23 protein-coding genes and 1 pseudogene are annotated in these 24,802 nt (G+C 58.5%); 9 read left to right on the top strand and 15 right to left on the bottom strand.

Annotated features, from left to right (window positions below):
• The first annotated feature begins 24 nt into the window (after positions 1-24).
• Both SK50_RS05370 and SK50_RS05365 read left to right on the top strand, forming a co-directional pair.
• A complete protein-coding gene (locus SK50_RS05370; RefSeq protein WP_015572582.1) occupies positions 25-777 on the top strand; it encodes an AraC family transcriptional regulator in 753 nt (250 codons plus the stop codon).
• A 38-nt stretch (positions 778-815) separates the two neighbouring features.
• The gene (locus SK50_RS05365) at positions 816-1,454 is read left to right on the top strand and encodes a LysE family translocator (RefSeq protein WP_017694569.1); all 639 of its coding nucleotides are present in this window, start codon (positions 816-818) and stop codon (positions 1,452-1,454) included.
• A gap of 28 nt (positions 1,455-1,482) precedes the next feature.
• Here SK50_RS05365 and SK50_RS05360 read toward each other — a convergent pair whose 3' ends face one another.
• Positions 1,483-1,785, bottom strand: a complete 303-nt coding sequence (locus tag SK50_RS05360) for a BrnA antitoxin family protein (RefSeq protein ID WP_017694570.1) — start codon at positions 1,783-1,785, stop codon at positions 1,483-1,485.
• On the bottom strand, positions 1,772-2,059 hold the full coding sequence (locus SK50_RS05355; RefSeq protein WP_015572580.1) for a BrnT family toxin: 288 nt from the start codon (positions 2,057-2,059) through the stop codon (positions 1,772-1,774). The genes SK50_RS05360 and SK50_RS05355 overlap by 14 nt, the downstream gene beginning before the upstream one ends.
• A gap of 174 nt (positions 2,060-2,233) precedes the next feature.
• On the opposite strand from SK50_RS05355, the gene SK50_RS05350 reads away from it, so the two are divergent.
• Positions 2,234-3,505: a DUF445 domain-containing protein gene (locus SK50_RS05350; RefSeq protein WP_017694571.1), complete on the top strand. Its 1,272-nt coding sequence runs from the start codon at positions 2,234-2,236 to the stop codon at positions 3,503-3,505.
• Here the strand turns inward: SK50_RS05350 and SK50_RS05345 are convergent.
• From SK50_RS05345 to SK50_RS05320, 6 genes are all read right to left on the bottom strand, one after another.
• Positions 3,502-4,578 carry a DUF2955 domain-containing protein gene (locus tag SK50_RS05345; protein ID WP_015572578.1) on the bottom strand — a complete coding sequence of 359 codons (1,077 nt, stop codon included), beginning with the start codon at positions 4,576-4,578 and terminating at the stop codon, positions 3,502-3,504. The two genes, SK50_RS05350 and SK50_RS05345, sit on opposite strands and share 4 nt — an antisense overlap.
• The gene (locus SK50_RS05340) at positions 4,568-5,635 is read right to left on the bottom strand and encodes an HlyD family secretion protein (protein ID WP_026094404.1); all 1,068 of its coding nucleotides are present in this window, start codon (positions 5,633-5,635) and stop codon (positions 4,568-4,570) included. The genes SK50_RS05345 and SK50_RS05340 overlap by 11 nt, the downstream gene beginning before the upstream one ends.
• Entirely contained in the window at positions 5,632-6,102 is a 471-nt protein-coding gene (locus SK50_RS05335) for a MarR family winged helix-turn-helix transcriptional regulator (protein ID WP_015572576.1), read from the bottom strand. The genes SK50_RS05340 and SK50_RS05335 overlap by 4 nt, the downstream gene beginning before the upstream one ends.
• A 149-nt stretch (positions 6,103-6,251) precedes the next feature.
• A complete protein-coding gene (locus SK50_RS05330; protein ID WP_017694573.1) occupies positions 6,252-6,971 on the bottom strand; it encodes an ArsR/SmtB family transcription factor in 720 nt (239 codons plus the stop codon).
• A complete protein-coding gene (locus tag SK50_RS05325; RefSeq protein WP_017694574.1) occupies positions 6,964-7,287 on the bottom strand; it encodes an antibiotic biosynthesis monooxygenase family protein in 324 nt (107 codons plus the stop codon). The genes SK50_RS05330 and SK50_RS05325 overlap by 8 nt, the downstream gene beginning before the upstream one ends.
• Positions 7,288-7,546: 259 nt before the next feature.
• Positions 7,547-8,026: a carboxymuconolactone decarboxylase family protein gene (locus SK50_RS05320; RefSeq protein WP_045344429.1), complete on the bottom strand. Its 480-nt coding sequence runs from the start codon at positions 8,024-8,026 to the stop codon at positions 7,547-7,549.
• Positions 8,027-8,128: 102 nt separating this feature from the next.
• On the opposite strand from SK50_RS05320, the gene SK50_RS05315 reads away from it, so the two are divergent.
• Positions 8,129-9,517: a MocR-like pyridoxine biosynthesis transcription factor PdxR gene (locus SK50_RS05315; RefSeq protein ID WP_045344427.1), complete on the top strand. Its 1,389-nt coding sequence runs from the start codon at positions 8,129-8,131 to the stop codon at positions 9,515-9,517.
• Positions 9,518-9,602: 85 nt separating this feature from the next.
• Here SK50_RS05315 and SK50_RS05310 read toward each other — a convergent pair whose 3' ends face one another.
• A complete protein-coding gene (locus tag SK50_RS05310) occupies positions 9,603-9,764 on the bottom strand; it encodes a DUF1127 domain-containing protein (protein ID WP_015572572.1) in 162 nt (53 codons plus the stop codon).
• A gap of 176 nt (positions 9,765-9,940) precedes the next feature.
• Between SK50_RS05310 and SK50_RS05305 the strand changes: the two genes are divergently transcribed.
• Positions 9,941-11,356, top strand: coding sequence for an aminotransferase-like domain-containing protein (locus SK50_RS05305; RefSeq protein ID WP_026080655.1), 1,416 nt, complete (start codon positions 9,941-9,943; stop codon positions 11,354-11,356).
• Positions 11,357-11,432: 76 nt separating this feature from the next.
• On the opposite strand, the gene foxA is transcribed toward SK50_RS05305, so the two are convergent.
• The 3 genes from foxA to SK50_RS05290 all read right to left on the bottom strand — a co-directional run bounded on the left by foxA (position 11,433) and on the right by SK50_RS05290 (position 14,988).
• Complete coding sequence (foxA, locus tag SK50_RS05300; RefSeq protein ID WP_103270103.1) at positions 11,433-13,541, bottom strand: ferrioxamine B receptor FoxA; 2,109 nt, start codon at positions 13,539-13,541, stop codon at positions 11,433-11,435.
• Between the two features lie 121 nt (positions 13,542-13,662).
• A complete protein-coding gene (locus tag SK50_RS05295) occupies positions 13,663-14,619 on the bottom strand; it encodes a helix-turn-helix domain-containing protein (protein ID WP_017694577.1) in 957 nt (318 codons plus the stop codon).
• A 135-nt stretch (positions 14,620-14,754) separates the two neighbouring features.
• Complete coding sequence (locus tag SK50_RS05290) at positions 14,755-14,988, bottom strand: DUF2171 domain-containing protein (RefSeq protein WP_003863067.1); 234 nt, start codon at positions 14,986-14,988, stop codon at positions 14,755-14,757.
• 219 nt (positions 14,989-15,207) lie between these two features.
• Here SK50_RS05290 and SK50_RS05285 point away from each other — a divergent pair, with 219 nt between their 5' ends.
• Positions 15,208-15,393, top strand: a complete 186-nt coding sequence (locus SK50_RS05285; protein ID WP_015572568.1) for a hypothetical protein — start codon at positions 15,208-15,210, stop codon at positions 15,391-15,393.
• Between the two features lie 38 nt (positions 15,394-15,431).
• Here SK50_RS05285 and SK50_RS05280 read toward each other — a convergent pair whose 3' ends face one another.
• Both SK50_RS05280 and SK50_RS05275 read right to left on the bottom strand, forming a co-directional pair.
• The gene (locus tag SK50_RS05280) at positions 15,432-16,553 is read right to left on the bottom strand and encodes a ribosomal protein uL16 3-hydroxylase (protein WP_048229155.1); all 1,122 of its coding nucleotides are present in this window, start codon (positions 16,551-16,553) and stop codon (positions 15,432-15,434) included.
• Between the two features lie 134 nt (positions 16,554-16,687).
• A pseudogene (locus tag SK50_RS05275) lies at positions 16,688-17,293 on the bottom strand (ATP-dependent Clp protease proteolytic subunit); the annotation flags it as partial.
• An 85-nt stretch (positions 17,294-17,378) separates the two neighbouring features.
• Between SK50_RS05275 and SK50_RS05270 the strand changes: the two are divergent.
• Together SK50_RS05270 and SK50_RS05265 are read left to right on the top strand one after the other, a co-directional pair.
• Positions 17,379-17,765 carry a VOC family protein gene (locus SK50_RS05270; protein WP_045344424.1) on the top strand — a complete coding sequence of 129 codons (387 nt, stop codon included), beginning with the start codon at positions 17,379-17,381 and terminating at the stop codon, positions 17,763-17,765.
• 179 nt (positions 17,766-17,944) lie between these two features.
• Positions 17,945-18,562: a response regulator transcription factor gene (locus SK50_RS05265; RefSeq protein WP_017383872.1), complete on the top strand. Its 618-nt coding sequence runs from the start codon at positions 17,945-17,947 to the stop codon at positions 18,560-18,562.
• A gap of 3 nt (positions 18,563-18,565) precedes the next feature.
• Here the strand turns inward: SK50_RS05265 and SK50_RS05260 are convergent, their stop codons facing one another.
• Positions 18,566-24,052: a trifunctional serine/threonine-protein kinase/ATP-binding protein/sensor histidine kinase gene (locus tag SK50_RS05260; RefSeq protein ID WP_255353945.1), complete on the bottom strand. Its 5,487-nt coding sequence runs from the start codon at positions 24,050-24,052 to the stop codon at positions 18,566-18,568.
• On the opposite strand from SK50_RS05260, the gene SK50_RS05255 reads away from it, so the two are divergent.
• A complete protein-coding gene (locus SK50_RS05255; protein ID WP_048229153.1) occupies positions 24,045-24,608 on the top strand; it encodes a phage polarity suppression protein in 564 nt (187 codons plus the stop codon). The two genes, SK50_RS05260 and SK50_RS05255, sit on opposite strands and share 8 nt — an antisense overlap.
• The last annotated feature ends 194 nt before the right edge of the window (positions 24,609-24,802 follow it).

Below are 24,802 nucleotides of genomic sequence, written 5' to 3'. Positions count from 1 at the left end.
AAAATGCTCATCAATGGAGTTCCTATGACCGATACCCGCCACATCCGCCAGACCTTTAACCGCGCAGCAGGCCTTGAGCTGCGCAGTACGTGGCAAAGCACCCGGGCATACAAACGTCATTGCCATCCACAGCTCTCCATCGGCGCGATTGTGGAAGGCCAGACCTGCTGCGTAAGTCATGGCAATGCGTACGTTCTTGATCCCGGTGATCTTATCGTGATCCCGGCTTATGCCCCGCACAGCTGCAACCCCGTTGTCGGGAAGCCGCGCAGTTACCATATGCTCTATATCGACACCGATCTTCCCCTGGCGCTACAGGTTATTCGCGATCCCACGCTCTTTAAGCACTTTCTTGCCGTTGTCGGGACGATGTCCTCCGCATCCGTGGAGACCCTGCTTTCTGCCCTTCCCCGTTGCGCGGGTGAGATGAATGCACCTCGCTCAACCAGCCAGCAGGTTCAGCAGGCGTTACTCTCCGACCTTGCCGCACCGCCTTCCCTTGACGAACTCGCCCAACGATTCTCACTGCGCAAGGAGACGCTGATCCGCACTTTCAGGCAGGATACCGGCCTGACGCCGGGCAGTTTCCTCAACATTTCGCGCGTGGAGTACGCCAAAGCGCGGCTGCGCGCGGGGGATGATATCGCCGACGTGGGCTACCAGAGCGGGTTTGCCGACCAGAGTCATTTTCATAAGACCTTCGTGAATTATACCGCTGCCACGCCGCGCCAGTACGCCACGGGCCGATCAATATCAGACAATAATCAGGATACGTAACGTCGTAATGTGACCTCAGATTTGTCACAGAGGTCGCTATGGAACTGTTATTTCCCTCCGCCTTTCTTGCCCTGGCGCTGGCGCATTTTGTTGCCCTGTTAAGCCCGGGCCCGGATTTCTTCCTGCTGGTAGGCTACGCCGCCCGCTACCGGCTGCGCGGCAGCGCCGGATTGTGTCTCGGCATCGCAGCAGGTAACGGGTTGTATATATTACTGGTGATTATCGGCTGGAGCGCGCTGCGCCAGTTTGGGTGGCTGTTTACGCTTATCGAACTGTCCGGCGCGCTGTACCTGCTGTGGATTGGCTCGCATCTTGTGCGCAGCCGCCCGCAGCCGCTGGCGCTGGAAGAAACCCGCCAGCGCTGCCCTTCTCTGCGTAAGCAAATCCTGCTGGGGCTGGGTTCGGCGCTGTTAAATCCCAAAAACGCGTTGTTCTACCTGGCGCTAATGACAGCGTTACTCGGGCCGGACGTCACACTGCTTCAGCAGGCGACCTGCGGCGTCTGGATGGTGATGGTGGTGCTGGTATGGGATCTGGCGCTGATATCGCTGATGGGGTTACCGGCGGTTCAGCGAAAGCTCAGCCGTTCGCTCTGGCTGATAGAGCGCACGGCAGGGGTGGTGTTGATGGGGTTTGGTGGGTGGGTGCTGTGGCGGGTAGTGGCAAATATCCTCTGAGAGAAAAGGCAGCCTGGCGCTGCCTGTGTTATTTTTTGTTCTGATCGCGCAGCATCGCCTCGCGCAAAATGGCATTAAGCCGCGTCTGGTAACCTTTCCCTGGCCGTTTAAGCCACTCCATCACGTCGGCGTCAATGCGTACTGATGCCTGAGTTTTGAGCGGTCGATAGAATTTTCCCCGCACGGCACCGGCCCAGCGATCATCCTCCGTGGCCGGTATATCGCTGTAATCAATTTCCCTGTCGGGTTTATCCGCCAGCGCTTTGAGTTCAGCCTCCCGGCGCGCACTCACTTCCGGTGCACTACCGCGTTTATGTTTAACGATGCTCATAACGCCTCCTCTCTTTACGATCCGCTTTACGCGCACTGATGATACGTATGATTTCATCCCCGCTTTCAAAACGTACCGTGTGCGCGACCAGAATGACAATAACGCCCTGTACAAGACCAATGGTTTGCCAGCGAAACTCCCCGTTTTCATAACGATCCTGAACAGACAAATGGCAGGGATCGTCAAAAACCAGAACTGCATCTTCAAAACGAATGGCGTGTTTTTGCAGATTGCTTTTCGCCTTATTGCTATCCCATTCATACTCTATAGGCATAGTGTACCCTTCCCTGATTGTATATACAAAAAAGCATATACAAACAGAGCAGTATTTGAACGAAAAAGACAATGTTTTGATTTGATTTGATTTCTGAAGGAGCATTCCAGAAAGTGAGATGACTGGCCTCGTCCAGCTTTGCACTTTTCCCCCGTATCCCTCTATCCTTAACCCATGGAAAAACATACCGAACTCAAACGCGCCAAGCTTCTCGCGCTGTCGCTGCTGCTGATTGCCGTCGCAGCGTTTATCACCACTCTGTTCCTGCCGCAAACCTTCTGGGTGCGCGGCGTAAAGGCCATTGCCGAAGCGGCGATGGTCGGCGCGCTGGCGGACTGGTTTGCCGTTGTCGCGCTGTTCCGCCGGGTGCCAATTCCCTTTATCTCGCGCCATACGGCGATTATCCCGCGCAATAAAGACCGCATCGGCGACAATCTCGGCCAGTTCGTGCAGGAAAAGTTTCTCGATACGCAATCCCTTGTCGATCTTATCCGTCGCTACGAGCCCGCACAGATGATTGGGGCCTGGTTCAGCCAGCCCGATAACGCCCGGCGCGTGGGGCAGCATCTGGTGCAGGTGATGAGCGGTTTTCTGGAACTTACCGACGATGGACGCATTCAGCGCCTGCTCAAACGCGCCGTCCACAAGGCTATCGACAAGGTCGATCTAACCGAGACCAGCGCCGTCATGCTGGAAAGCATGACCAAAAACAACCGTCACCAGGTGCTGCTGGACGCCATCATCAACCGCCTGATTACCCTGATTCAGCGGGAAAGCACGCGGGAATTTATTGCCGACCAGATCGTCCACTGGCTTAAGACCGAGCATCCGCGCAAGGCGATGGTGCTGCCCACCGAGTGGCTGGGCGATCAAAGCGCGGAGATGGTGTCGAACGCGGTGAACACGCTGCTGGACGATATCAGCCACGACCGCACGCACCAGATCCGTCAGGCGTTTGACCGCGCCACGATCAAGTTCATCGACAATCTGAAAAACGATCCGGAGATGACGGCAAAAGCCGAGAATATCAAACACTACCTGAAGAATGACGAAGCCTTTAACCGCTATCTGGGGGAAATGTGGGCTGACCTGCGCCAGTGGCTGAAAAATGACATGCAAAGCGATGATTCCCGCGTGAAGCAGCGTATCGCCAACGCCGGGCTGTGGTTTGGCGAAACGCTGACCAACGACGCCAGCCTGCGGGCGTCGCTGAATGAGCATCTGGAGCAGGCCGCGCACCGCGTGGCGCCGGATTTCGCCGCGTTCCTGACGCGCCATATCAGCGACACGGTGAAAAGCTGGGATGCCAAAGACATGTCACGCCAGATAGAACTCAATATCGGTAAAGATCTTCAGTTCATTCGCGTTAACGGTACCCTGGTGGGCGGAACAATTGGCCTGATCCTGTTTCTGCTCTCGCAACTGCCCGCCGTGCTGGGGCATTAATCCGCTTTTGGCGGCGCGATAACGTAGCGCGTCGCCTCGAAGCGGTTCAGGATCAGGTGCACCAGAAAGACCATCGTCAGCGTGACCACCAGCGCGAAGGTGACGGAGGTGATGCGGTACAGATCGCTGAACACCAGGTCGCTGTCCGGGTGCATGTTCTGCCCGAACATAATGCCGATGGTGGTGATACTGGCGAAGCCTACCCCGGCGCCGACCTTCTCCATTACGTGCAGACGCGCGCCAAACGCCAGTCCAAGGCCAATCAGCGGCATCATTAGCAGCATATGGCTGCTGTGATCGTAGAGGATAAGCTGGACGACAAGGATATAAAGACACCCCAGCACCACGCCGACTACGCGCCAGATGGAGCTGATAACCGAGCCGCGATAGTGCATCGGGAACAGGATCAGAATGCCCGCCATCAGCGCCGAAAGCGAATCGCTTAAGTCGCTCATCTGGAACACCACGAAAATCAGCGTCGCCACGGTGCCCGAGAGCAGAGACTCGTGGCGCACGCGGGCGTCATCTTTCTCGATCAGCGGCGGCGGCTTACGCGGCTCCACGTCCGGCAGCAGGTAGTTCATCAACGCGCTCAGGCACACCGCCATCACGCTCGCTTCGATGTTAGAGAATAAAAGCGTGTGCCAGTTGGTGGTGGGGTAGCTCATAAAGTTGAGCATCACGCTCTGGCAAACCACGCCCATCGAGCCGAACAGGAACAGCGGCCCCTTACTCATAAAGCGAAAACGCATCACGTACAGGGCAAACACCACCAGCGTCATAATGACCGGCCACTGGGACAGATAGCCGATGATAAACACCATTTCGATGCAGTTCAGCGAGGCGCTGAAGATAAACTGCTTCGCCACGTGGCGGTTAAACACCGGCACCAGCGAGAGCAGCATGATCGGATAGACCACAAAAAACACGCCGTAGCTGGTGTTGTAGAAACTCGAAATACTGAGCGCAATCATCCCGGCAAAGACGATACGCAGGGTCTGGCGGAAGTCGTTTGCCGTATAGACGATGTTGCCGTGCGGGGTAAATACCCGCGCCAGGGTGCTAATAGACATAGTGAAGCAGGCTCACCAGATGGATTTGCATCCCGGAGAAGAATCGCGCAAACGGCCCTTCGCTATTGTAGAGCTGCACGGTGGCGCGCGCGCCGGTCGGCAGCGACTTCGGTAAGGCTTCGTCCAGCGCCACGTGAATGCGCATACGCTGGGCATCACGCACCCAGCGGTTGGAGGTTTCCGGTTCAGAAAGTTGACCGTTTACGGCCTCCTGTCCGGCGAGGATCCCCGCGTCGCTGCTGGTGACGTGGGCACGGAAAACTTGCCCCGGGAAGGCGTCGAACACCACGGCGGCGTCGGTCCCCTGGTGGGTATGCCGCAGGCTCTTCTCGCGGAAATCCGCCACGATATCGATCCGGGTGTTCACCAGCGCCAGCGCAGCCGAACCGGACGAGGCGTAAAAACCGGGGCTTAATTGCAGGTTACTGACCGTGCCGTCCGCCTCGGCGTAGACCTTCGTCCAGCCAAGATTCAGCTCCGCTTCATCCAGCGCGTTACGGTATTTTTGCAGCGTCACGTTGCGGTGCTCATCCCGCTCGCCGCGCTGAATGCGCAGGTTATGAATATTCGCCTGAATCGAGCTGACGGACTGCTCGCTGCTCTGCCAGGTGGTACGGACCTTATCCAGATCCGCCTGCGACACGTTCTGCAAGGTACTCAGTTTCTGGTAGCGGTCGAAGGTCACTTTGTCATTACGCGCCGTCAGCACCGCGGTTTTCAGGCTGGCCTGCGCCGCGGCAATCTGCGCGTCCAGCTGATCGTTAGACAGACGCGCCTGTTCCAGCGCAATCTGCGCCGCTTCGACCTTATTGCGAAACGGCGTGGCGTCGAGCTCAAACAGCAGATCGCCTCTCTTAACCTGGCTATTGTTGTGGACATGTACCGCCGCCACATACCCGGAGACGCGTGCAGACACCGGGGTCACCACGCGCATCACGGTGGAGTCCGGCGTCAGCGGGATCCAGATATCCGCGACGATAAAGTAGACAAACATCAGCAGGAAAGAGGCAATACTCACCCTTACCCAGCGGGCAAACTTTTGTTCAGGAGTCATTATTTTTCGGTCTTATTATCTTCTTCGCGGATTGTCCGCAAATTGCAGGCGATTTGATTGAGTGTGGCGCTGAAAATATCGAGATGTTCCGGCGCGATGTTTTGCGATACGCGCGCCTGATACGTCTCAATCACCTGAGAGAGCCTTTCAAGAATGGCTTTTCCCTCAGGCGTCAGCGTCAGCAGCCGGATACGCTTGTCATACGGCGAGACGGTGCGCAGCAGATAGCCCTGCTTTTCCAGCTGTGTCAGCGTACGCATTAGCGGAGGCAGTTCAATCCCCTGCACTTCCGCCAGCTCGCTGACCGAGACGTTATCCCCGAGTTGATGAAGCTGCATCATCACCGTCCAGCTCGACTGGGTTAACCCGGTGTCGAGAATGGCGTCGTCGATGACTGCGCGCCACTGACGCACGATCATCGCCATCCGCATGCCCATCGGCCTGCGGCTAAACAGATCTTCTTCACTCATGGGGAATCCTCTCGTAGTACGCCATTACGATAATAGTTATCAGGGTAAGTATCAAGAAACGAGAAGTTAAAGCGCAGGAATTGCGAAACGATGTTCTCCCTCTCCCTGTGGGAGAGGGTCGGGGTGAGGGCATCAGCCCGCAACGGCGTTTAGCGGCTAAAATGCTTCCTGACGGCACTTTTCCCCGAAGCCGTCACCACCACCTCCCTGTACCCCGCCACCCGCTGGATCCAACCTTTGCTTTCCATGTGGATGAGCAGCGCCGCGCCGGCCTCTCCCCCCAGATGAAACCGCCGCTCGCTCCAGTCCAGGCAGGCGCAGCACGCCTTGCGACGGGTATTGGGATTTAACGGAATACCAAGCTTCAGAAACTGCTCGCGGCCATGTAGCGTGAGCGCTGAACCGTCTGCCTCAAGCCAGCCTTCCGCCTGCATGAATTCATAGATATGCACCGCCACCGTTCCGGCAAGATGGTCGTAGCAGGTTCGTGCTTCGCGCAGGGCTTTTGGCGCGGAGGTTTCCGGCGGCGTGATGCGGCTCCAGGAGAGCCCCATCATCTGCTCGACAAGCGCCGCCACGTCGTGTCCCGCCAGGCGATAGTAGCGATGCCGCCCCTGAGACAGGCAGGTAATCAACTTTCCCTCCACCAGCCGCGCGAGATGCCCACTGGCGGTCGACGGCGCAACGTCTGCCGCCACGCTCAGCTCTGTAGCCGTCCACGCCCGCCCGTCCATCAGAGCACAGAGCATCTTCACGCGCGACGGATCGGCCATTGTAGCCGCTACAGCGGCAATGGCCTGTTCCAGCGCCGCCGCAATTTCACCCAGCTCGCCGGGCCTGTTGTCGAAAATCACATGAACGTCATACATCCGCGTGCCCTCCCGTTTCGGAGCTGTACTCCCGCATCAGCTGCGCCACGCGAATACGGTAGAAAGAAAAAATCGACGCCCGGCCTTCGGCCTGCGCGGCCTGATGGAAGACATTCTGCTTCCAGCGGCGGACGGCCTCTTCATCCCGCCACCAGGAAAGGGACAGGATTTTGCCGTCGGTCGTCAGGCTCTGGAACCGTTCGATATCAATAAAGCCGTCGATGTCGGCCAGTAAAGGCTTAAGCTCTGCGGCCAGTTGCAGATAGCGCGCCTGATAAGCGGGTTCGGCTTTGGCTTCGAAAAGGACTGCGATCATGGTTTTCTCTCCGTTGTGATGTTGGGGAGAGAATGCAGAATGAAGAGATACAATGCTTCGGTATGGAGCGAAGTGTTTGCCGGATGGCGCTGCGCTTATCCGGCCTACGGTGTTTTGTAGGCCCGGTAAGCGTAGCGCCACCGGGCAGGGTTTAACCCACAATCGACCTCGGCTCCATAAACGCCCGAATCCCCCACTCGCCATCGTCACGTCCCGCCAGGCTTACGGGCGCTGGTGGCGATAATCCGCGAGCGCGGGATTACTCCAGGTTAGCCTTGTTCAGCCCATATGCCGCATCCAGCGAGCCCGGCTCCATGCGGGAGGTAATGCCCAGGCGGTTCCAGGCGTTGATCGCTACGATGGCGAAGTTCAGCTCTGAAATTTCCACGTCCGAGAAATGCTCCGCCACGCTGCGGTACAGCGCGTCGCTCACGCCGTGAACGCTAATCTGGGTCAGCGCTTCGGTGAAGGCCAGCGCGGCTTTCTCGCGGGCGCTGAACAGCGGCGACTCCCGCCATGCCGCCAGATGGTACAGGCGCAGCTCGCGCTCGCCGGCAATTTTGGCCTCTTTCGAATGCATATCCAGGCAGAAGGTACAGCCGTTCAGCTGCGAGACGCGAATGTCGATCAGGTGCTTCAGCGCCGGATCAATGGAGGTTTTCGCCACTTCCATGCTCAGGGCGGAAAGCGCGTTGGCGAGTGCAGGTGTGGCTTTGTGGTGGTTTACGCGGGTGCTCATTGTCTTTCCTCTTTTTTGTGCGGTTTTTATCATGCGATAAGGCAAATCTACGCCGTTAATGACATAGTAAAAAGACACAAAAACCATGAAATGAGGTAGGACATGAAGCCGGGCTATCACGACATTTATACCCGCTATCGCGATAACATCACGCGCGGCGTACTGAAGCCCGGCGACAAAGTGCCTGCCATCCGCGTGCTGGCTGAAGAGCTGAAGGTGGCGCGAAAAACCGTTGAAACAGCCTATGCCATTCTGACGGGGGAAGGATATCTGGTAAGCCAGGGCGCGCGCGGCACGCGGGTGAATCCGGATCTTCTGCTGCCCGCGCAAAACGCTCCGGCAGAACAAGCGACCGGCACGCTGCCGGCGTCGTTGATTAGCCAGCGCGAACGGGCCGGTTTTCTGCGCCCCGGCATTCCCGCGCTCGACAGCTTCCCCTATAAAAAATGGCTGCTGCTGGCAGGCCAGGCGACGCGCGCCATGCGTCAGGATGAAATGCTCAACCCGCCGGTGCTGGGCTGGTATCCGCTGCGCGAGGCAATTGCCCGCTATCTCAATATCTCGCGCGGGTTGTCCTGCAACGCAGAACAGGTGCTGATCACCAGCGGCTACAGCGGCAGCCTGCGCCTGATCCTCGATACGCTCGCCAGCCGCAGCGATAAGGTGGTATTTGAGGATCCGGGCTACTTTATGGGCCAGCAGTTGCTCAAGCGCATTGTGCCCCGCCTGCACACCGTGCCGGTCGATCGCGCAGGGATGGATACGGACTACCTGCTGCGTAATCACCACGATGCCCGCTTCGCCATCGTTACCCCGTCGCACCAGAGCCCGCTGGCGGTGACGCTCTCCCTGCCGCGCAAGCAGCAGCTGCTCGACTGGGCGTCACAAAACGAGGCGTGGATTATCGAAGATGATTATGACGGCGAATTTCACTACACCCGCAAAGTGCTGCCGTCGTTGAAAAGCCTCGACCAGCATGACAGGGTGATCTTTATGGGCACCTTCAGCAAAACCATCATGCCTTCACTGCGCATGGGCTACGTGGTGATGCCCGCCAGCACCGTCGGCGCGTTTACCGACAGCGCGGACATCCTCACCAGCGGCCAGCCGGTGCTGACGCAAAAGATCCTCACAGCCTTTCTCAACGAGGGGCATTTTTTCCGTCATCTGAAAAAGATGCGCGCGCTCTATCAAACCCGCCGCGACTGGATGATTGCCGCCCTGCGTGAGGTCTATGGTGATCTGTTCTTCACCGAGCAAAACGACGGTGGAATGCATATTGTCGCGTTCCTCGCAAAGGGAAGCGCTGACCGGGAGATCGCCCGCTGCTGGCAGGAACAGCAATTGCAGGTCAATGCGCTTTCGGCGTGGTATCGCGGGTCGGGCAAACGCTACGGGCTGGTGATGGGCTATAACAACGTGCGGTCATATCAGGAGGCGGTTGAGCTGCTGGAAAGGCCGAAACGGCAGACGCTTGCGCTGTTGAGCTGAAAACCGCCAGGTGGCGGCTGCGCCTTACCCGGCCTACGGTCTCCTGTAGGCCCGGTAAGCGTAGCGCCACCGGGCAACCCTATGCTCACACATCATATCGCGATAACCCGACGTCCTTGAGCTGCTCGTCGCTCATCTGGCTCAGAATACGGCGGGTACGGTTGATGCGATACCAGTTACGCAGCGTTTTCGCTATCCAGACAAACGCGATAAACGGACGTTTTGAACGATTCTCGTAGAATTCCATGATGCTCTCCTCGCTGTGCCAGTGGAGTTATCATCATGGAAAACGACCAGTACAATACAGATTCAAAAACTGCTTTTGTTTACCATACAGATCCGCTAAAACGGTATCTGCATGGTGGTTTACCCATCAATCTGTACTGGTTTAATGCTCTGTATGGTGAAAAAAAAGGATACAGCATGACGCGCTATCAACATCTGGCCAACCTCCTGGCGGAACGTATCGAACAAGGGCTGTATCGCAGCGGTGAACGTCTGCCGTCGGTACGCACGCTGAGCCAGGAGCACGGCGTGAGCATCAGCACCATACAGCAGGCCTACCAGATCCTCGAAAACCGCCAGCTGATTACGCCTCAGCCGCGCTCCGGCTATTTTGTCTCGAAACGCAAAGCCCAGCCGCCCGTCCCGGCGATGACGCGCCCGGTACAGCGCCCCGTGGACGTCACCCAGTGGGACGAAGTGATGATGCTGCTGGACGCCCGCGCCGACAAAGAGATGATCTCCTTTGGCGGCGGCTCACCGGACATTAACCAACCGAGCCTGAAGCCGCTGTGGCGTGAGATGAGCCGCATTGCGCAGCATAATCCGGGCGAAATGCTGAGCTATGACGTGCTCGACGGGCGCCTGGAGCTACGCGAGCAAATCGCCCGTCTGATGCTGGATGGCGGCTCCACCGTGGCGGCAAACGAGATTGTCATCACCAACGGCTGCCACGGCGCGCTGTCGATCGCCCTGCTCTCGGTGTGCAAGCCGGGTGACATCGTGGCAGTCGAGTCACCATCGTTTCACGGCACCATGCAGATGCTGCGCGGCTTTGACATCAAGGCCATTGAAATTCCCACCGATCCCGAGACCGGGATCAGCATCGAGGCGTTAGAGCTGGCGCTGGAGCAATGGCCGATCAAGGCGGTGATCCTGGTGCCGAACTGCAATAACCCGCTCGGGTTTATCATGCCGGAGTCTCGCAAGAAGCAGGTCTTAGCCCTGGCACAGCGGCACGATATCGTGATTGTTGAGGATGACATTTACGGCGAGCTGGCGGCGGAGTACCCGCGTCCGCGCACCATTCATTCTATGGACATAGATGGCCGCGTGCTCTTATGCAGCTCGTTTACCAAAACCGTGGCGCCGGGCCTGCGCGTCGGCTGGATTGTGCCGGGGCGCTATTACGACCGGGTGATGCACATGAAGTACGCCGCGGGCGGGTTTAACGTGCCGGGCACGCAGATGGCGGTGGCGGCGTTTATTCGCGACGGCCATTACCATCGCCACGTGCGCCGTATGCGTCAGATTTATCAGCAGAATATGGAAACCTATACCTGCTGGGTGCGGCAGTATTTTCCGGCAGAGATATGCGTCACCCGCCCGCAAGGAAGCTTCCTGCTGTGGGTTGAGCTACCGGAGACGGTCGATATGGTGTGCGTCAGCAAGCAGCTGTGCCGTCTGAAGATCCAGGCTGCGGCCGGGTCGCTGTTTTCTGCCTCCGGGAAGTACCGCAACTGCCTGCGGATCAACGTGGCGTTGCCGCCGACGGAGAAGAACCGCGAAGCGCTGAGGAAGATGGGCGAGGCAATTGTGATTGCGATGGAGGAGTAGTGCGGCCTGTTGCCCTCACCCCAACCCTCTCCCAAAGGGAGAGGGTGGAAACCGCCACCGGGCAATGGTCAACGACTCAGAACTTCCACGAAACGCTGCCCACAATGCTGCGTTCTGCACCGAAGTAGCAGTAAGAGAGCGAGTTACACGCCGCGACGTAGCTTCTGTCCGTCAGGTTATTGACGTTCAACTGCGCGCTCACGCCCGTGAGCCCCACTTTCGACAGGTCATACCCCACGGTCATATCCACCAGCGTGTACGACGGAAGCGTATGGGTGTTCTGGCGATCGCTGGCGATCCCGTTGACATAGCGCACGCCGGAGCCGACGGTCAGGCCATCCAGAGGGCCGGTTTTGACGTCGTAACTCAGCCAGGCGCTGGCCATGTTACGCGGGGCATAAACGGCGCGCTTGCCCTCCTCTTCCGGGCTGCTCTTCTTGTAGCGAATATCCGTGTAGGTGTACGCCGCCTGCATACGCAGGCTGTCGGTCAGCTGACCAATCGCCTCCAGTTCAACGCCTTCGGATTCGATTTCACCGATGGAACGGTACGGATCGGTCGGCTCCTCTTTAGTGGCAATGTTCTTCTGGTTAATGCGGAACACCGAGGCGCTGAACTGGCTGTTCATCCCCTCCGGCTCATACTTCACACCCGCTTCCCACTGCTTGCCCTTCATCGGATCCAAAATGTTGCCCTGCTCGTCGGCAAAGCTGGTCGGCGTAAAGGCGGTAGAGTAGCTGACGTACGGCGCAACGCCGTTATCAAACAGATACAGAAGCGCCGCGCGGCTGCTGAAGTTGTTTTTATCCAGATCGCTGCGGGTGTGGTTGAAGTTGTCGACGTTCGACACGCTCACCTGGTCGTAACGCCCGCCCAGCGTGAGGCGCCAGCGGTCAATGGACATCTGATCCTGTAGGTAGTAGCCGGTCTGGCGCAGCTTGTGTTTTTCCCTGCTGTACTGGGTGATGTAGTCCGGCTTCGCGCCGTAAACAGGATGGAAAGCGTCAATCGGCGGGAAGCCGCCGTAGTAGCCAGTGACGTTGTTGGTGCGGTCCTGGTAGTCCATGCCGATCAGCACGCGGTGGTTTACCGCCCCGGTATCGAAGCTGCCGTCGACCTGGTTATCCAGGGTGATGGCGTTCATCTTCTCGTCGGAGCCGGAATAGCCGCGGTTCAGCTCGGTGTCATTCAGCCAGCCTGCGGCATACACCTGGTTCAGCTCGACTTTGGTGTGCAGGTAGCGCAGCTTCTGGCGCACGGACCAGCCGCTGTCAAACAGGTGCTCAATGTTATAGCCGACCATGTTTTCCCGACGATCGTACTTGTCGTAATCGTCCTCGCCCTCGAAGAAGGTGTTGGAGATTTTCTTACCGCTGTGCGGTACAACGGTGCCCTCATATGGCAGGCCGGAGTGGCTGCCGCCTTCCGGATCGCGGTGCAGGTAGGCCATCAGATCCAGACGGGTGTTGTCGGTGATACGCCAGGTCAGGCTCGGCATCAGGGCGTAACGCTCTTCTTTCAGCGGATCGAACTGGGAATCGGCATAGCGGGTCATCCCGCTGAGGCGCACCGCCACGCGGTCGTTATCATCAACCGGGCCAGTGACGTCGAACATCGCCCCACGCTGGTTATTGTTACCGGCGAAGAGCTTGATCTCCCCGCCAGGATCGAACGATGGCTTACGGGAGGTGAGCGCCACAATCCCGCCCGGCGATGAGCGGCCATAGAGCACGGAGGCCGGACCGCGCACGACTTCGATACTGTCCAGGAACCACGGGTCAACCACCAGCGAGCTGTGGGAGTTGGTGTCGCCCATCATCTTCAGGCCGTCGAGGTAGACGTTGTCCAGGCTGCCGTCCGAGAAGCCGCGCAGCACCATGTAGTCAAAGCGGTTTGACGCCCCGATCTGGTTGCTGTAGACCCCCGGCGTGTAGCTCACGGCCTGACGCACGCTGGTTGCGCCCTGCTCTTCGAACTGCTCGCGAGTGACGATAGAGACCGACTGCGGGGTTTCAATATCCGGTGTTTCAAGCTTGGTGGCCGCAGACTGCATCTGCGAGGTCACCACCACGGTGTCAGTTTTTTGGGCATCCTGCGCCAGTAAAGGAAAAGCGACGCTACCGGTAACCCATCCCACCAGCAGTGCCAGACGCGATTTAGCAAACATAACCCTCTCCAGAGATATTTCTTATTGTTAATAAGAATTATTACCTTTTTGAGAGTGCAAACGGCTATGCGTGCCGCCAGGTTACGTATGCGCGATGCTAAACCACACGGAATGCATTCGCGCGACAGGAGAAATTACGTTAGCGGAGTTTGCGCACGTCCCCCGGTGAAATCCCGTAATGACGACGAAACGCGGTGGCAAAGTTGGTGGCATGCTGATACCCGCACATCCAAGCCGCCTGCTGCACGCTGTGGCCTTCCAGCAGATAGCGGCGCGCCAGCGCAAGGCGACAGTCGCGAAGGTAATCGAAAAGCGTGCAGCCGTAGCGCTGACGGAACTTGCTGCGCAGGCTGCTTGGGCTCATTGCGGCAAGGGCTGCCAGCTGCGCGAGAGTATGATCCCGTTCAGGAGACTGTTCCAGCAGGCTCCGCACGCGTTCAAGACGCGCATGCTCAGGCCGGCGCGGGCAAGGCTGCTGGCGCTGGTTGAGGCCATGGCCGAGCAGCTGATACATCAGCCCCTCCAGCAACAGCTTGCGTGAGAGCACGCTTCCCCCCTGCCGCTGCGCATGCAGAATACCTGACATCACAAACTCGGGAACCTGCCAGACAAACGCGGGTGCATTCAGGCTTTGCCATTCCAGAAGCAATGACTCAAGCAGGGCTTCACGTCCGGCATCGTGCGGGTAGACGCCAAACGAGAGCGTTTTCAGCGTGCTGTCGGCATCGTGACGCGCGCTCATCACCTGATCTTCACTCAGACGTGAGCTGAACGCCATGCCCGGGCGGACGGGATAATTGATACCATTGAGCGTGAGCGTCACGCACCCTTCCAGCACCACCAGCATATAGAGCGGGCTGCTGTGGCGAGAGGTGGTTTCATAGGGCTGTAGTACACGTACGTCGGAGTGGGTCAGCGAAATGCCGGACGAGAGCATCATCTCTTCAACATTCCCCTGCAACACGGGGCTACCGCTGACCTGCGCCTCTTTTAACTGGGGGAAACGGTAGTCGATGCCGTAGCGCTCGCCGAATACCTGAAAATCTTCAACAAAAAATATGCGTTTCGCTGATCTATTTTCACTCTGGAGCATCATTTGGGGCCTGCATCGGGGAAAAGACAGGCAAAACAGTACCATCCATTTGTAATGGCAGCAATCACCGGGCGCAGACACTATTACGCTCCGGACGAAGCCGGAGCGAAGGCATATATTTCCTTGCGAGAAATATATTTATGCTTCCTGCCACTCAGCAAAAACCTCTTTATGGTTTTTGGTCAGGACAACTTTATTATCTTCGACCTTATCAACCCAGCCGAGAGGAATAAAGTGGTGCTTGCCGCCCGATTCCGGATCGCTCTTCGCAAGCTTGATACGCTCACCATCAAGATGGTCCACAACCCCGACGTGCGTTCCGCAGCTGGCGACAACCTGAGTGTGATCCTTAATTGCGCTTTTATCTACCATAATTATTCTCCTGTTTCGGTTATTTGCCTGTTGCACGAAATTAACTGTAGCGCATAAATTCAGGCTTAAACGTCTTATTAGCATTTTGAAACATCATTGACAGAACCGAATATTAAGTCTACTTAACGCCGAAATGAAAAAATAAGAATGAGATGAATTATTACCGACTGATTATTTCCCGTTCATAATTAAATTATCGCAACCAACGAGGAGGTATTTATGACGATTCGCAATAATCGGGCAGAAATTTCACTGGCTCTTGGTGAAGCGGTTTTAGACATCGTGCAAAAAGGCCATGAAGTATCGCGAGAAAATCTTGCCCGGGCGATGAAAATCAAAGCGGAGAAAGAGCGCGACGATGAGCGGCTTCTTAACTACTGGAAGGCCTGTAATATGCTGGTCTGAACCTGGCGGCGTTTAGCCTGACTAAACGCCGCCTGCTGTTACTCGTCGAAGAACCAGTAGCCCTGGTTAATCAAACCGGTCAGCTCTTCCACAAACGCCGGATTATTCAGCGCATCGCCCAGCTCAGCCTGGCCGAGCTCGGTGAAGCGGCACAGCGCGTCCGCCCCGTTCACATCCGCCGTTTCCAGCTGTTCGCTGTTGATAAAGACGCTGCCGTTGATGTTCAGCACGCGCAGCCCGCTCAGGCGGGAGAGCGTTTCGCCCCCTTGCAGCGCGTCGAGCACCTCTTCTGCGGAATACGGCGGCTCGGCGGCGGCAATATCCAGCTCGTGACGCGGCGTGGAGACGAAGCTGCCAAACCATTTCGTAAAATCATCTGGCTTGCTAATCATGTCGCTCATCATCTGGCGAATGCGATCGAGCTCGTACTGCTCCACGCGGCCAGGGTGTTCGCGGCAGGTCAGATCCGGATCGCTGTAATGTTCGCCGCCCAGATCGTTCTCCAGCGCGTAGTCGGCAAAGCTGCTGATCAGATCGCGACCATTCGGCCCGCGGAAACCGACAGAGTAGTTGAGCGCGGTTTCATGGGTGAAGCCGTCATGCGGGAATCCAGGCGGAATGTAGAGGATATCGCCCGGGGCCAGATCTTCGTCGATGATCGGCTCAAACGGATCGACGTGCAGCAGGGCCGGATGCGGACAGAACTGACGCATCGGCAGCTTGTCCCCCACGCGCCAGCGGCGGCTGCCCATCCCCTGGATAATAAACACATCGTACTGATCGATATGCGGCCCAACGCCGCCACCCGGGACGGAGAAGGAGATCATCAGGTCATCGAGACGCCAGTCCGGCAGGACGCGGAACGGACGCACCAGCTCTGCTGCGGGCATATGCCAGTGGTTCACCGCCTGCGCCAGCAGGGACCAGCCGGTTTCACCGAGGTTATCGAAATGCTCAAACGGGCCATTGCTCGCCTGCCACTTGCCGTTAGCATGGCTTACCAGGCGGCTATCAACTTCCGGCTCCATCGCCAGACCCGCCAGTTCATCAGGGGTAATGGGGTCGACAAAATTCGGGAAGGCATTTTTCAGCACAACGGGTTGTTTTTGCCAGTATTTTTCAAGAAATTCCGGCCAGTTCAGGTTCAGTTGATACGCCATGGATAGCACCAGTGAGAGGGGAGACAGGCGCGATTATAGAAGAGACAGCGAGGGGGGAACTTGTCATGGGTCAATCGAGCGCGCGTAGGTCGGGTAAGGCGAAGCCGTCACCCGACGCACACGCGGGCTTAAACTTAATCCAGGTTCAGCTCGTCATAATGGGTAATCAGTTTACCCACGATGCCGTAGTCCAGCGCTTCCGCCGGTGACATCCAGAAGTTACGGTCGGTGTCTTTCTTCACTTTCTCCAGCGGCTGGCCGGTGGCGTCAGCAATCAGCTTGTTCACGCGCTCCAGCATGCGGATGATCTCGCGCGCTTCGATTTCGATATCCGTTGCCTGACCGCGCACGCCGCCCAGCGGCTGGTGGATCATAAAGCGGGTATTCGGCAGAGCGTAGCGGTGCTCTTTTTTCGCCGCCAGGAAGATGGTGATCCCGGCGCTCGCCACCCAGCCGGTGCCGATCACATGCACTTCCGGACGGATAAACTTAATGAAGTCGTGGATGGTGTCGCCCGCTTCTACGTGGCCGCCCTGACTGTTGATGTACAGCTTGATCGGATCGTTGCTGACGCTTTGCAGCAGGATCATCTGAGTGATGACCTTCTGGGCCAGCTCCTGGTTAATCTCTCCGGAGATGACAATCGAACGGGATTCCAGCAGTTTTTGCTGTAGAGCGCCCGCGCCGTTTGTTCCTTCCGCTTTTTCCTTGTCGCTTTCTTTCAGTGTGTAGTGCATTGTTGATTCCTCAGCTTGTCGCGCTCAAAACCAGAGTGTAGCCTGTTTTACCGGTGAAAGTCCTCACAGACAAATAACGAGGGATCTTATGAATATTGCACATGTCGCACTCTGGACCCGCAGCCTGGACGCGCAGGTTCAGTTCTGGGAAACGGTGTTTGGCGGCCACAGTAATGACCGCTACGTCAGCAAAAATCGTTCGGGGTTTAAATCTCACTTTATTACCCTGGATGACGGGCCGACCATCGAGCTGATGACGCTGCCGGGCCTGCCCAGTGCACCTTCGCACCCGGAATTTGTCGGCTGGGCGCATATCGCCATCAACGTCGGCAGCAAAGCGCAGGTGGACAGTATGGCAGCGCAGGCGCAGGCAAGCGGCTCCCTGCTCAGCGCCCCGCGTATGACCGGGGACGGTTTCTATGAAGCGGTGATTGCGGACCCGGACGGCAACCGTATTGAGCTTGTCGGTGCATAAAAACAGCGTTTCGTTCCTTCATCGCCTCCGCTCCAGCTCGCTATACTTCATATGGTTATCATATTGCTAAATGATAATGATATTTAATGTGTTAAGATGAAAGTCAGCATAAACAGTCTCTTACGTAGCCATAGTGACTGTTTACATCCTCGACATTTAAATCAACACCGGGGCGGTGAATGGAACACATTGTTTATGTGGTTGATGACGATGACACAGTCAGGCAGTCCGTTGTCAGGCTGCTGGAATCTGCGGATATACATGCCCTTGGCTTTTCCTCAGCAGAGGCCTTTCTCAGCCATCCCTTTGAGGATCTGCCCTCCTGCGTGATCCTCGATATGCAAATGCCCACGATAACCGGGTTTGATGTCGCAGATGCGCTGAAAGACAGCGGGCGGGAAATACCGATCATCTTTCTCACCGGCCACGGCACCATCCCTATGTCCGTCCGGGCGATCAAAGGCGGGGCCTACGAATTTCTCACTAAGCCCGTTGAATCCAGCGCGCTCATCGGCTCCATCGAATCCGCGCTCAGGCTGGCACAGCACAACGCCGCCCGCGTCAAAGAGCACTACGCCCTGAAACAGCGCCATCTTTCCCTCACGCCGCGTGAGCATGAGGTGCTTGAGCTCGCCGTCAGCGGCAAGCTCAACAAGCAGATCGCCGCCGAGCTGGGCGTCAGTGAGATTACGGTGAAAGTGCACCGCCGCCGGGTGATGGAGAAAATGCAGGTCCGCTCCGTGGCTGAACTGGTCAGGGCCGTCGAGCGCCTGACCAAACATCAGCCAGCGGAATAAACGTTACATCTCCTGTCCGGCAAGCGGCAACGCGAAGGTAAACACCGTGCCGTACGGCTCTCTGCGGCGCGCGCTCAGTTTCCCCCGGTGCCGTTCAATGATGCTGGCGCTGATGGTCAGCCCCATCCCCATTCCCTGCGCTTTGGTCGAATAGAACGAGTCAAAGATCCGCTCGGTGAGCTCCGGCTCAATGCCGCTGCCGGTATCGGCGATCTCAAAAATCACCTTCCCCTCGGCGCAGTTCGCGGTGGCGATCGTGATGCTGCACGGGCGATCCGTCACTTCCGCCATCGCTTCCATCGCATTCATCACCAGGTTAAGCAGCACCTGCTGGATCTGCACGCTGTCGCCGATGATAAAGCTGTCGTCAGCGTTCAGAAGATAATCAACGCTTATGTGTCGCAGCTCAAGTTCGCTGCGGGAAAGCATAATGATGTGGTGGATCAGGAAGTGCAGATCGATTCGCGTAAACGTGGGGTCCTGTTTGCGCGTCAGAGACTGAATGCTGCGGATGATCTCCCCTGCCCGCTCGCCCTCGGCGGCGATCTCCTCCAGCCCCTCGCGCACTTTTTCCAGCCGCGCCGGATCGCGGTTGAGCCAGCGCAGGCTCGCGCCGGCGTTCGAGACAATCGACATCAGCGGCTGGTTGATCTCGTGCGCGATCGAGGAGGTCAGTTGCCCGACGGTAGTGGCTCGTGAGACCCGCGCCAGATCCGCCTGCGCCACCCGCATCGCATCCTCCGCCGCCCGCTGGCTGGTGATGTCGGTAATGATGCCGTAATACTCGTTCACCTCGCTGCCCACCCCCACCGGATCGCCAATCCCGAGGATGTAACGAACGGAGCCGTCGGTGCGGATGATGCGAAACTCCGCGCGCATCGACAGCCCGTCACGCACGCTCTGATTAACGAGGGTGCTGATCCGGCCATAATCATCCTCATGCACGAAGGTCAAAAACTCCGCCATTGAGATCATCTTTTGCTGCTCCGGCAGGCCAAGGATACGGGCGTACTCTTCGGACATAAACATCAGATCCTGCACCAGCTCCCAGCGCCAGCTGCCGGTATGGCTGATCTGCTCGCCCAGCATCAGCGAGGTCTGGCTTGCGCGCAGCTCTTTCTCCACCCGTCGGCGCTGGATGTTTTCCGCCAGCAGCTCGGCGTAGAGCCGCGCCGTCTCCAGCGAAACCGCCGCCTGCGCACCCAGCAGGCTGACCACGCGCGAATGTTCGGCGGTAAACACCTCCGGCATCAGGCGGTTTTCCAGATACAGAATCCCCACCAGCCGCGCCTGTTTGAACATCGGCACGCACATCACGGCGGCGCCGGACGTCACCAGATACGGATCTTGGCTGAACGGGTGGAACTCCTCCGGTTTGCCGGTGCGGATCTCCTGCCCGGTGCGGATCACCGCGGCCAGCACCGACAGCGGCATGTCCGTCGCCATCGGTGACGCTTTCAGGATACGCACCCGCACGCCGTCGGTACTGGTCCAGGCGCTGGCTTCAATTTCCGGGATGTGATTATCGCTGACGCGCAGCAGCAGGCCACGCTGCGCCCCGGCCCGTTCAAGCAGCAGCGTCATCAGGTTTTCGATTAAACGTTCAAGGTTGATCTCTTCGGATAAGGCGCGTGAGGCTTTGATGACGCTCTGTAAATCGCGGATCACCTCGTTCTGGGCAAACGCCGCCGTGTCATACGCGCGGCTCTGCCCGGAGGCCAGCAGATGGGGGAAATCCTGCTCCAGCTGGCGCACCTTGGCCTGCGCCCCGACGCGCCCCCAGGCGGCAATCGCGCCGCGGAAATGGGCGTCGGAGGCGGTCGGGTAGCCGCAGGCCAGCGAGAAACGCCCGGCCAGCTCGTGCGCCAGGGCATTGATCGGGTTAAACCCGCCCTCCCGCGAGAGTCGCACCGCTTTTTCATACTGCTCCAGCGCGATGCTGTTCATGCCGTCCAGACGGACGATTTCGGCATAAATCAGCGCCTCTTTATCGGCAAACGTGCCCGGATTGATCCGCGCCCAGAGGGCAATTTTGTCGTAATGGTGATGAATACTGCGGCGATAATCCGCCGAAAAGGTTTCCGGCGTGAGCTGGCGGGAGAGCGCCAGCGCGCTGTAAAAATGGTAATCCAGCAGATGAATATGACCCGGCGCGGACCACACATACCAGCCCGCCATTTCTAAATCCGCCTGTGCGTCGGCGTATTCGCCGCAGGAAAAGTGCGCCATCCCGCGATAGAGCCAGTACCAGAAGAGCATGGTCGAGGTCTGCTCGGGCGCCTGCTCCGGCGGCGCGGGCAGCAGATCGTCAGGCAGCGCCTGGGCGGCGCTCCATGGGCCCGTCACCGGCGTGCGTAAAAACTCCACGTAGCGGCGCTGAATGTGCAGAACGGTTTCAATGTCCTGGTAATCCGTTTTGCGCACAAAGGCCAGACCGCGATCGATGCTGGTCAGCACGCCATCCAGATGATCGCCCCGGGAGAGGAAGTTAATGATCTGATGACAGGCCGCGAAGCAGGCCATCGTCATGTCGCCGTGGGTCACCGCTGAGGTAAAGCAGGCCTTGGCGCACTCGATAGTGTACGACAGCGTCTGGGTCCAGACGCTGAGCTGGTCGAGCGGCAGCAGAGTTTTAGCTTCATAGGCATCATAGCCGTGGCGGTTCACCAGCTCACGAGCCAGCGTGCCGTACTCAAACCCGAGACGGTATTCGGCGTAGCGGTGGCCAATCAGCACGCCAAACCAGGCCATCGCCGTGGTGGAAGCACCGGTTATGCCGTGATCGAGCGTGAGGTGCATCATCCGGCACAGGAGTAAAAAGTGCAGGCGCGGGCAGGTAAAGCTGGCGAAAATACTGGCGCTGTAAAGCAGGTTCATCACCGCTTCGGTCTCTGCGTTCTCCATCAGCTTAAGCTGAGAAAACGGGTTCTGCGGCGCGTCGGCGGTGCGTTGACAGAACTGCTGCCAGGCCTCGTCACATTCGGCATTTTCCGGGTAGCGGCTGATCTGGATCCCGAACACGCCCAGCCAGCAAAACGACGCCTCCAGCGCCAGGCGGATCTCCGACTGGCGCATATAAACTTCCGCCAGCAGGTTGGCGGCCAGCGCTTTCTCCGTCAGCCCGCCCGGTGAACCGAGGATCGCATCGCACAGCGCACGCGTGCGCTCCAGGTGTCCGAGCGCAAACTCACAGCCCGCCTCTTCGATATCCAGCATAAAGTCCGAGACCGGGCCCGCATTCCCCAGCGCTCTGGCGGTCTGGATATAGCTCAAGGCGGAAAGGTAATCGCCGGTACGCTTCGCACGCCGCGCGGCCTGAAGGCTCAGCTCCCGGAATCGCTGCCGCTGGGGTGCAGGCTGGATGCAGTCCAGCGCAGCGCTGACGTGGTGAACCGCGCGGAACAGCAATTCGTTGCCCGCCGTCTGCCGCGCGGCATCCGCCAGCAGGCTGGCGGTGGTCAGGTGCAGATGGCTTTTCTCGCCCTCATCCAGCAGGGCAAAGGCGGCTTCCTGCACCCGATCGTGGGTAAAAGCGTACTCTTTCTCCGTCAGCACAATCAGCTGAGCGGTCACCGCCGGATGAAGCGCGTAGCGGATTTCCGCCGCCGACCGCCCCACCACGCGGCACAGCATCTCCAGCTCGCCCGTGCAGCCGAGGCAGGCGATGCTGCCCAGCAGGCGGCGCGTCTCGTCGGGCATCTCCTTGAGCTGTTCAAGCACCAGCGTCACCACGTTCTCGGTGTAGTGCCGGGCGCGGATGGCCTGGAGATCGTAATGCCATTTCCCCTGATATTTGTTGTGCACCACCAGTCCGTCATCGACGATGCGGCGGAAAAATTCCTGCACGAACAGCGGGTTGCCGCCGGTTTTTTCATGGATCAGCGTGGCAAGATCGGCGGTACCGGTACTGCGGGCATGAAAAATCCCCCCGAGCCAGCGCGCCACGGCCTTCACCGACAGCGGCTGCGGCACGATCGTCGTGGCGTGTTGCGCCGCCTCCGGCAGGCTCGCCAGCGCGGTCTGCAAGGTGGGCTCAGAAAGCGAACTGAGATCGCGGTGCGCCACCACCACCAGCAGCGGGATGGCGCCGCAGGCGCGCAGCAGGTGATCGAGCGTTTGCAGGCTGGCGGCGTCGATCCACTGCACATTATCCAGCAGCAGCACCAGCGGCGCGCCCTGGGTGGCGAAGGTTTTCACCAGCGCCAGCACCATATGGCTGAAGCGCGCCCGCGCGTCGATGGAAAAGGTATCCGCAGAGAAACGCGGTTTGTTCTCAAGGAGTAAATTCAGCTCCGGCACCAGGCTAACGGCCAGCTCCTCGAAGCCTTCCAGCGCCCGCGACAGGCGGATTTTCCACGTCGCTACCTCCCCGGCTGGCAGCCCGAGCAGGTGCAGCGTGAGCGTCCGAAACGCCGAACTCAGCACGCCGTAGGGCAGCGTGGGAGAATATTGATCGACCTTGCCCACCGCCAGCAGCACCTTGCGCTGTTGCAGCGATTTCAGCGTGGTGGCGATCACGGAAGATTTGCCGATCCCCGAAGGCCCCCCAATCGTCACCAGTTCCGGCGCACCGCTCTGGCTGACCCGCTCAAACGCGGCGATGACGTCGCTGGCCTGCGGATGTGCAGAGAAAAGCGAATCGGCAAGATGGATCGCCGGAGAGCGATCCTGCTGGCCGGGAATAAAGTCGACGATCTCACCTTCGGCGGTCAGCGCCGCCTGGCAGCGCCTGAGGTCGGCAATCAGCCCGTCGACGGTCTGATAGCGATTCTCCGGATTCTTCTCCAGCAGCTTAAGGATAATGGTCGACAGCATGCCGGGTACGTCCGGGCGCACCCGCCCCGGCGCAAGCGGCTCAGAGGCAATGTGGTAATGCGCCCAGTTGGTCTGTTCATCAGCGCTCAGTTCAAACGGCAATCGCCCGGTCAGAAGTTCATAAAGCACGATACCCAGACTGTAGAGATCGCTCCGGCTGTCGACGGCGCGCCGGGTACGCGTGGTGTGTTCCGGTGACATGTAGGCGGGCGTGCCGCCAGACGCGGCAAGCCGGGACTGGGAGAACGCGTCGGAGGTGCCGCAGGAAAGACCGAAGCTGCAAAGACGGCAGGTGGCGTCGTGATGAACGAAGAACGCCCCGGGTTTGATATCGCCGTGGATCAGGTTGTGCAGATGCATCTGGCGCAGGGGACCGCAGATGCGGATCGCCATTTCGATAAAGCGGGCGATCCCGGAAATTGCCTTACCTGCCCGGCACGCCAGCAGTTCAAAGCAGAACGGCGCGTAGACCAGCGCAAAACGTCCGCGGTACTGGGTTGAAGCGACGGGCCGGATAGCCCAGCCGTCATGAAGCCGGTCGCGCAGGGCAAACTCGTTTTTCAGCAGCCGCGTTGCCCGCTCCTCTTCTTCATCGCTGTACCCGCACCGGCGGCCACCGTTAACCGTGCCGGTGCGTAAGCACGGCCAGTCATCAGGAGAAACATACGTGACCACACTGACGCTACAGAAAGCCTTTGAGACCTGTCAGGCAAACAAAACCGCCTGGCTGCAACGCAGGGAAGAACTGACGCAGGCCGAACAGGCATACCGCGAACAGCTTGCCGGCAGCGGGCACAGCGGCCGGAGCCTGCAAACGCTGAGTGAGATTATCGACGTGAAAAAGTGGGAAATTAATCAGGCTGCCGGTCGCTACATCCGCTCGCATGAGGAGGTGCAGCGCATCAGCATCCGCGACCGATTAAATGATTTTATGCAGGCGCACGGCGCGGAGCTGACCGCCGCCCTCGCCCCGGAGCTGATGAATTATCCCAGGCAACACCCCGCCATTCAGCGCTGCGCCATGCAGCACTCACTCGACTGTCTGCGTGAGGCGCTACAGGTCTGGCTGGCCGCCGGTGAAAAAATTAATTATTCGGCGCAGGACAATGACATTTTAACGGCCATCGGATTCAGGCCTGAAGCGGCTTCGCGCGATGATAATCGTGAAAAATTCACACCTGCACAGAACCTGAATTACACCCGCCGCCGTGCAGAACTGGCCGTGCAGTAGTCCGCTTAAAAATCCACGAAAATCCCTTTATTTTTACGTATAAAAGCCATGCATTCATAAGGTGCATGGTTTTGCATGCGTTTTACCGACACTGAATCGCCCGCCAGCGCCAGCACTGGCGGGCCCTGAGGCCGTTCATGCACCTGCATTAAAAGCGCCCCCTTAAGCGGGCAGGCGTGGCGGGGAGAGCATTG

This window comes from Enterobacter sp. BWH64 (assembly GCF_001037645.1).
GTDB lineage: Bacteria > Pseudomonadota > Gammaproteobacteria > Enterobacterales > Enterobacteriaceae > Enterobacter > Enterobacter hormaechei_C.
The sequence above is the reverse complement of the archived record's forward strand: the minus strand, read 5'-3'. Positions and strand labels throughout refer to the sequence as shown.